Consider the following 3,204-nt stretch of genomic DNA (forward strand, 5'->3'; position numbering starts at 1 on the left):
GGCGTAATATTTCACAAGGCTTAAGATTTTCAATCATCACCTGCATTATTTCACCTACTAGAGGCGCTGCTGGGTCAAATGTATCAACACGGATTTTTTCTTTTGTTTGTTGATCAAACATAATGTGAAACAGATCATCACCGTCGTGCCATACTCTAAATTCAGCACGTTGGCGGTAGTTAGTTGGCTCTGAGCTAAATACTTCTAATTGCTCCACACCAAAACGTTGAAACTGCGTACTAATTCGCTGCTCTTTTTCACTTAACTGCGCTTGGTACTGTGTGGTATCTATTTTAATAACTGCCATTAACGCTACTACCTTATCTAAGATCTGTTTATCGGCGCTATTGTAGGGAGCGCTGCGTATTTGTCTAGTTTTGGCTAGCATTTATGCTGTTTTATTGAACATTGTACTTTAGTTTTTGTTGTTATAGCCGATAATAAACTACGCACGCTTAGGAGACGAATCATGAAAATAGGTAATTATGGCTTTACGCCAAACAACAACATCAATAAATTCAATAATAAAGCTGATATACAGCAACCTACAATTACGTCTCCTCAAGATAGCTATCAACAACGAGGCCGAGAGTTGGCCGCAAAGGTGCTTGGCGATAAAATGGCTGAGCAGCTTGGATTACCTATCGCAGAAAAAAAAGCAGATAAACCACTATTTGATTTTGATGAAATAGTAAAAAACGTACTCGATTTTGTAAGTAGTGCTGTAAATAAAGCAAAAGCTAACGGCGCTGATGACGAAAAGCTCAAAGATATGCTAGGCGATGCGCGCAAAGGAGTCCAAATAGGGATTGATGACGCTGTTGATGAACTCAAAGGTACAGGCGTATTTAATGATGACATGGAAGAGGGCATTAATAAGTCCAAAGAGGGAATTTACAATGGGCTGGATAAGTTTGAAGAGTCGTTATTTAACCCACAACCTGCCAGCGTAAATATAAGCCAGGCCCAATACGTCAGTATGACGAGTAATGCAGAGTATAAATTTACTACAGCAGAAGGCGATGAGGTAAGTATTAGCTTTGCTGATGCATTTGAATCTCAATCGGCAAGTGGCTATCAGCAAAATAGTAATAGTGAGTCGTTTGCAAGCTCATCATCGCAATCTCGACAGGTATCATTTTCGATGTCGGTAAATGGTGACTTAAACGAGCAAGAGCAAGAAGCTATTAATGCGATGATGGAAGACTTACAAGATTTAAGTAAAACCTTTTTTGGTGGTGATTTAGATGAAGCATTTGAACAAGCGCAAGAGCTGAGTTTAGACAGCGATCAGCTGGTGGCTTTTTCTATGGATTTACGCCAAACAAAAACAATAGCAACAGTTAAAAGCTATGAAGAATATAAACCAGCACCAGAAAAACAAGTAGCAGAGGGGCTAGCCCCTTTTAATGACGACCTTAAAAATGCTTTTGAAAAAGCGGGTGAGCTTGGATTACAAAATCAGCTAGCTGGCATTCTCCAATGGTTAAATCAAGATCAGGAACAAATAGATAAGTTAGTAGATTATACAAAGTCTATGTTCGAAAACCTTAATCAGTTAAATTCAGCAGCCGACAGGCTTACTGATTTAGAAGCCACGCAAAGTTAAACTACTTTCTTTTATAAAAACCTCATGGCAAACTGCCGATCTTAAAGTAAAGTAGGAACGGTAGTTTGTCAGCGCATATAATGGTCTTTGATTCAGGTATTGGTGGAACTACTGTACTTGAACATATCAAGCAAAGTATCCCCAATGCTCAGTACAGCTATTTTATGGATAATGCATTACTACCTTATGGTGCTCAATCCCAACAAACTATAATTAACCGATTATGTTCACTTATTCATTTCATCAAAGCCAACACGCTTAACGTCGATTTAATTGTAATAGCGTGTAATACAGCTTCTACATCTGCACTCAGCGCTGTTCGCCAAATTACGGATATTCCTATAGTAGGTGTTGTGCCAGCAATAAAACCTGCAGCAGAGTTAACACGTTCAAATCATATTGGCTTATTAGCCACACCGGCAACGGTCGCCAGTTCATACACTAAAACATTAATTACTGAGCATGCACGTAATGTAATCGTTAATCTATATAGCAGTGTTGAATTAGTAACGTTAGCTGAGGAATGCTTTTTTACAGGCTCTTTAGATACAAATAAGTTGTATCAAGTATTTGATGAACTACATATAGATAAAACTATAGATGTACTTGTACTAGGGTGTACGCACTTTCCGATATTAGCAGGGCCGATTAGTCAGTACTTTGAAGGGAATGTAAAATTACTTGATTCAGGTGTAGCGATAGCAAATAGAGTCAACTTCCTACTTAACCAACTTAACTTATGTGTGGATAAACAAACAGACATAAAAAAGCCGCTGCAATATTATGCAACGGCTGATGTGTTTAGCAATAAGCTAGCGGTAAAGCTAGTTACACTGACTGATCCGTCTCAGTACGTAGAGCATTAGAATCATCTTCTTGTTTTTGTTTTGCTTCACGTACCTTTAAAGTACGTTGTTGGAACTCGCTATCGTTCAAGTTAGCAATTGCATTGTCTGCATCAGCTTGCGCCATTTCAACAAAACCAAAGCCACGACGTTTGCCAGTATTCTTATCCTTTAATAAACGAACATTGAATACTTTGCCTTGTTCTTCAAATAATGCACGAACCACACCTTCGTTTGCACGATAAGGAAGGTTACCAACATAAAGCGTTTTTGTTTTAACTTCAGCTTCTTCAGTCACATCAGATGATATTGCAGCAATAGCAATCGCACCTATTAATAAACCAGCACCAAATAGTAATGCAGGGTTTAAAGCTAAGCCGCCTAAAGCAAACTCAACAACAACAAAACCAACTACAGCAAGAATAACAGAGAAGATAAAAGATTTTTGATCGGGTAATTTCATTTTAGATCTACCAATAAACAGGAAATAAACATTAATTTAACATTGTGAACTTGCTATCTTAACGCCTAAATCAAACATAGCAATGATATTTGTATTAAATAATAAATAAGAGCATAAAAAAGCATCATCTTAGAGGGGTTTTCATGTGGTTTTACGTGGTTTTGTTCTATTTTTGTTCGAACAGTAAAAAGATCTAAAAAAAGGGTTGATCTGTTTTTGGATCTCCCTATAATGCGACCCCACTGAGACGGGAAACGCCAACGCATAGCGAGGCACGAACTACTCAG

3 protein-coding genes and 1 pseudogene are annotated in these 3,204 nt (G+C 38.0%); 2 read left to right on the forward strand and 2 right to left on the reverse strand.

Going from position 1 to position 3,204, the window contains the following annotated elements:
- Positions 1 to 307 (reverse strand): annotated as a pseudogene (locus H5072_RS15375) (tRNA (uridine(54)-C5)-methyltransferase TrmA); the annotation flags it as partial.
- A 162-nt stretch (positions 308 to 469) separates the two neighbouring features.
- Between H5072_RS15375 and H5072_RS15380 the strand changes: the two are divergent.
- Both H5072_RS15380 and murI read left to right on the forward strand, forming a co-directional pair.
- Positions 470 to 1,609 carry a DUF5610 domain-containing protein gene (locus tag H5072_RS15380; RefSeq protein ID WP_182197436.1) on the forward strand — a complete coding sequence of 380 codons (1,140 nt, stop codon included), beginning with the start codon at positions 470 to 472 and terminating at the stop codon, positions 1,607 to 1,609.
- 65 nt (positions 1,610 to 1,674) lie between these two features.
- Positions 1,675 to 2,475 carry a glutamate racemase gene (gene murI, locus H5072_RS15385; protein WP_182694018.1) on the forward strand — a complete coding sequence of 267 codons (801 nt, stop codon included), beginning with the start codon at positions 1,675 to 1,677 and terminating at the stop codon, positions 2,473 to 2,475.
- Here the strand turns inward: murI and H5072_RS15390 are convergent.
- Positions 2,438 to 2,917 carry an RNA-binding protein gene (locus tag H5072_RS15390; protein ID WP_024596401.1) on the reverse strand — a complete coding sequence of 160 codons (480 nt, stop codon included), beginning with the start codon at positions 2,915 to 2,917 and terminating at the stop codon, positions 2,438 to 2,440. The genes murI and H5072_RS15390 overlap by 38 nt on opposite strands.
- Between the last annotated feature and the right edge of the window lie 287 nt (positions 2,918 to 3,204).

Origin of the sequence: Pseudoalteromonas sp. SR45-5 (assembly GCF_014163565.1) — a bacterium.
GTDB classification, from domain to species: domain Bacteria; phylum Pseudomonadota; class Gammaproteobacteria; order Enterobacterales; family Alteromonadaceae; genus Pseudoalteromonas; species Pseudoalteromonas distincta.